Annotated in this window: 5 protein-coding genes; 4 read left to right on the top strand and 1 reads right to left on the bottom strand. The window is 75.1% G+C overall.

The features are described 5' to 3' along the window. The 4 genes from I59_RS06270 to I59_RS06285 form a co-directional block, all read left to right on the top strand. The coding region (locus I59_RS06270) for an IclR family transcriptional regulator (protein WP_022903131.1) at positions 1 to 747 on the top strand (747 nt) is incomplete at its 5' end. Next, positions 744 to 1,721 (top strand): sugar kinase, encoded by a 978-nt coding sequence (locus tag I59_RS06275; protein ID WP_022903132.1) that lies wholly within the window; start codon positions 744 to 746, stop codon positions 1,719 to 1,721. The genes I59_RS06270 and I59_RS06275, both read left to right, overlap by 4 nt. A gap of 28 nt (positions 1,722 to 1,749) precedes the next feature. Continuing rightward, positions 1,750 to 2,400, top strand: coding sequence for a bifunctional 4-hydroxy-2-oxoglutarate aldolase/2-dehydro-3-deoxy-phosphogluconate aldolase (locus I59_RS06280; protein WP_022903133.1), 651 nt, complete (start codon positions 1,750 to 1,752; stop codon positions 2,398 to 2,400). After that, complete coding sequence (locus I59_RS06285; protein WP_022903134.1) at positions 2,397 to 4,001, top strand: amidohydrolase family protein; 1,605 nt, start codon at positions 2,397 to 2,399, stop codon at positions 3,999 to 4,001. The genes I59_RS06280 and I59_RS06285 overlap by 4 nt, the downstream gene beginning before the upstream one ends. Positions 4,002 to 4,055: 54 nt before the next feature. Here I59_RS06285 and I59_RS06290 read toward each other — a convergent pair whose 3' ends face one another. Beyond that, a complete protein-coding gene (locus I59_RS06290) occupies positions 4,056 to 4,439 on the bottom strand; it encodes a RidA family protein (RefSeq protein WP_022903135.1) in 384 nt (127 codons plus the stop codon). Positions 4,440 to 4,550 lie beyond the last annotated feature (111 nt).

The following is a 4,550-nucleotide window of genomic DNA, read 5'->3' on the forward strand; positions in this document are numbered from 1 at the left end:
CCGGACGGCGAGACCTCGGTCAGCCTCGGCACGCTCGCCGCCGAACTCGGCACGTCCAAGTCGACGGTGCTCCGGCTGACGGCGCCGATGGTGGAGACCGACCTCCTCCGCCGGACGGCCGACGCCGGCTTCACGCTCGGGCTCGGAGCGCTGCTCCTCGGGCAGAGCTACCTCGAGGGCATCGACCTCCGTGCCGCCGCTGCACCGTTCCTCCGCCGCACCGCCGAGCAGACCGGGCTGACGTGCCACCTCGTCGTCCCCGACGGCACCGACATCGTCTACGTCGACAAGGTGGAGACCCGCGGGACGGTCCGGATGGGCTCCCGCATCGGCAACCGGCTGCCGATGCGCAACACCGCGTCCGGCAAGGCGATCGTCGCGTTCGGCGACCCGGACCTCCTCGGCCGGGTGCTCGCACAGCCGGTGCACGCCCTGACGGTGCACACCATCACCGACGACGTCCGCTGGCGCCACGAGGTCGACCGCACCCGCGGGCGCGGCTACGGCATCGACGACCGGGAGAACGAGCCGGACATCCGGTGCGTGGCGGCGCCGGTGCTCGACCACACCAACCAGGTCGTCGGCGCGATGAGCATCTCGGGCCTGGCCTCCCGGTTCCCCGCGGCCGCCGTGCGCGAGCTCGGAGCGGGTGTGGTGCGCACCGCACAGGAGATCTCCGTCGCGCTCGGCTCGTCGTCGGCGCAGCTCGCGTTGCACCGGACCGCGCCGTCCCGGAGCGCGCGGTGAGCGGGCACGTCGTCACCATGGGCGAGACCATGCTCCTCCTGAGCGGGCGGTCGGTCGGCTCGGTGCGCGACCTCGACGCCGTGGGCCTGGACACCGGCGGGGCCGAGAGCAACGTCGCGATCGGGCTCGTCCGCGCCGGCGTGCCGACGACCTGGGTGGGTCGTGTCGGGACGGACCCGGCGGGCGAGCGGGTGCTCGCGGACGTCCGCCGCACCGGCGTGGACGTCGTCGCGGTCCTCGACCCGGACCGCTCGACCGGCCTCATGATGAAGGAGCGGCTCCCTGACGGCCGGACCCGGGTGACCTACCACCGTGCGGGGTCGGCCGGGTCCGCGGTCCGGCCGGAGGACGTCCCCGACGGGCTCGTCGAACGGGCCGGACTCGTGCACCTCACCGGCATCACGACCGCGCTCTCGGACAGCGCCCGAGCCGCCGTCGACGCCGTGCTCGCCCGTGCCGACACGGCGTGCGTGCCGGTCTCCTTCGACGTCAACCACCGGCCGAAGCTCGTCGACCCCGACACCGCCCGGCAGCGGTACCGGGCCGTCGCGGAGCGGTCGAGCGTGGTGTTCGCGAGCGACGACGAGGCCCGACTCGTCCTCGGACGCCAGGAGCAGCCGGACGACGAGGAGTCCCTCGCGCACGACCTCGCGGCGATGGCCGACGGCACCGCGGTGGTGAAGCTCGGCTCCCGCGGCGCGGTGGCCTCGGTCGACGGCGTCCTGCTCCGACGGCCTGCGACACCCGTCCGCGTGGTCGACCCGGTCGGCGCCGGCGACGCGTTCGTGGCGGGGTGGCTCGCCGCCGTGCTCACCGGCGCCGGCCCGGCCGAGGCACTCGACCGGGCCGCCGACGCGGGGGCGCTCGCCTGCACGGTGCCGGGCGACTGGCAGCTCCCCGACCCCGACGCCGCGGCCCGCCCGGTCGACGGCCCGGAGGTCGACCACACCGTGCACGACCGGGTCGACCGATGACGGCCGCGCCCACGACAGGAGGACCACGATGACCGACACCGCGACCACCGGCACGGGGACCCGCCACCGCCACCAGGCCGGTCCCGCCGTCGCGATCCTCCGGGGCGGGACCGGCGAGCACGTCGAGGACGTCGTCCGCGTGCTCGTCGAGTCCGGCGTGCGTGCGATCGAGCTCACCACGAACACACCACGCTGGCAGGAGGGCATGGCGTGGGCCGTCGAACGGTACGGCCGGGCCGCCGCGATCGGCGTCGGGACGGTGCTCGATCCGCGGCAGGTCGACGAGGCGGCGGCGCTCGGCGCGACCTTCGCGGTCAGCCCCCACACCGACCCCGCGATCGGCGAACGGGCGCACGAGCGCGGGCTCGGCTGGTACCCGGGAGCGGCGACGCCGACCGAGATCGTCACCGCCTGGCGGCACGGGGCCCGGGCGGTCAAGGTGTTCCCGGCCGCCCAGCTCGGCGGACCCGCCTTCCTGAAGCAGGTCCTCGCCCCGCTCGACTTCGTCGACGTGGTCCCGACCGGGGGCATCGGCATCGACGACGCGGCCGACTACCTCTCGGCCGGGGCGGTCGCGGTCGGTCTCGGCTCCCCGCTGGTGGGCGACGCGCTCCGGGACGGCGACCTCGATGCCCTCCGGCTCCGGGCCGAGCGACTCGTCGCGGCACTGGGCCGGTGACGGCGGTGCCGGAGCCGGTGCTCCTCGCCGGCGGATCGGTCGTCGGGGCCGATGCACGCTTCCACCCGCAGGACGTCCTCGTCGTGGACGGGCGGGTCGCGGAGATCGGCCGTCGGCTCAGGACCCCGGTCGACGCCGTGGTCGTGGACTGCACGGACCGGGTCGTCATGCCGGGCTTCGTCGACGCACACTCCCACGCGGGCTCGCTCGTGTTCGACGAGCGCGTGCAGCTCGCGCTCCTCCGCCAGGGCGTCACGACGATCGTGACCGGGCAGGACGGCGTCGGGCCGGCACCGGGCGACGGCTCCTGGGCAGCGCGGTACTTCGCCGCGATCGACGGCCCCCACCCGACGTACCGCGGCGGCGGGATCGCCGGCCTGCTGGCCACCTACGACGGCACGACACCGCTCAACGTCGCGACGCTCGTCCCGGCCGGTACCGTCCGGCACGAGGTGATGGGCGACGACGACGGGCCCGCGGACGCCGCGCAGCTCGACGCGATGCGGGCCCTGGTCCGCCAGGGGATGGCTGACGGAGCGGTCGGCCTCGCGACCGGGCTGGACTACGTCCCGGGCCTCCACGCTTCGACAGAGGAGATCGCCGCGCTGGCGACCGAGTCCGCCGCGGTGCGCGGCCGCTACGTCACGCACATGCGCGGCGGGTACGAGACGAACGTGGGCGCGGGCATCGACGAGATCGTCCGCATCTGCCGCGCCGGCGGCGGGTCGGCGCACGTGTCGCACCTGCACGCCCCCGTCGGCCTCGCGCTCGCGGAGCTCGAACGGGCCGCGGCACGGTGGGCGCCGCTGTCCTTCGACGCGTACCCGTACTCGCGCGGCTGCACGATCCTGTCGATGCTGCTCCTGCCGGCCGGGCTCGCCCGCCCCGGCACCGACGACCTGGCCCGCGCGCTCGACGTCGAGGGCGGCCGCGAACGGCTCCGGCGCGTGGTGCTCGAGCGAGTGCTCGGTCGGGCGGACCTCGGCGCCGGCTGGGCGGAGCAGATCACGCTCTCGCACGTCCCCGCCGCCGAGTTCCACGCGCTGCAGGGGCGGACGCTCGCCGAGGCAGCGGACGCGACCGGCACCGATCCCGTCGACCTCGCGCTCGACCTGCTCGTCGACTCGGACCTGCAGGTGACCGTCGTCATGCGCGTCCCCCATCCGCGGACCCCGCTCGAACTCGCGGAGCTGTACCGGTACGGCGGGCACACCGGCGGCTCGGACGGCATCTTCGTCGGGACGCACCCGCACCCGCGCGCGTACGGCACCTTCGCGCGGTACCTCGGGGACTACGCCCGCACGGGGTTGCTGACGTGGCGGGAGGCCCAGGAACACCTGTCGGCCCTCCCGGCGAGCCTGTTCCAGCTCGACCACCGCGGTGCCGTCGCGCCCGGCTGGACGGCGGACCTGATCGTCGTCGACCCCGAGCGGGTCGCTGCGCGGTCGACCTACGCGGACCCGATGCGGCTGGCCGAGGGCATCGACGACGTCCTCGTCGCGGGCGTGCCTGTGCTCCGGGACGGCGCACGCACCGGTGCGACCCCGGGGGCCGGACTCCGTCGCACACCGTTCCGCCACCGGGCGCGTTCCGCGGGCTGACCTGCCCGGCGGGCCGGACCCGTCGGCGCCGGACCACCGAGCGTGAGGACCCGTTCAGGCGGCCGGCAGCACGGCGACGACGTCGATCTCGACGAGGATGCCCGCGAGGTGCGACTGGACCGTCGTCCGGACCGGGTACGGCTGCGAGAAGTGCTTGGCGTACTCCTCGTTGAACGCTGCGAAGTCCCGGTCCGAGTGCTCGAGGTGCACGGTCGACTTCACGACGTCGTCGAGCGTCGCGCCGTGCTCGGCGAGGACCGCTGCCACGTTCGCCAGGACCTGTGCGGTCTGCCCGGCGACGTCGTCGGCCATCGCCCCCGTCACGGGGTCCTGCGGGCCGAAGCCGGCGGTGTAGAGGAAGCCGTTCGCGACGATGCCCTGGCTGTAGGGTCCGGCGGGCTTCGGTGCGTGGTCGGTGACGACGGCGGTCTTCGGCATGGTTGCTCCTGTCGATCGGCTCTCCCGGTCCACCGTAGGGGGCACCGCAGTGCGCCCACCGGCCACCTGACGGCCCGTTTCCGTCCTGCAGAACGCGAACCGCGCCTCCAG

It is taken from the genome of Curtobacterium sp. B8, from assembly GCF_000333315.1.
Lineage (GTDB): Bacteria > Actinomycetota > Actinomycetes > Actinomycetales > Microbacteriaceae > Curtobacterium > Curtobacterium luteum.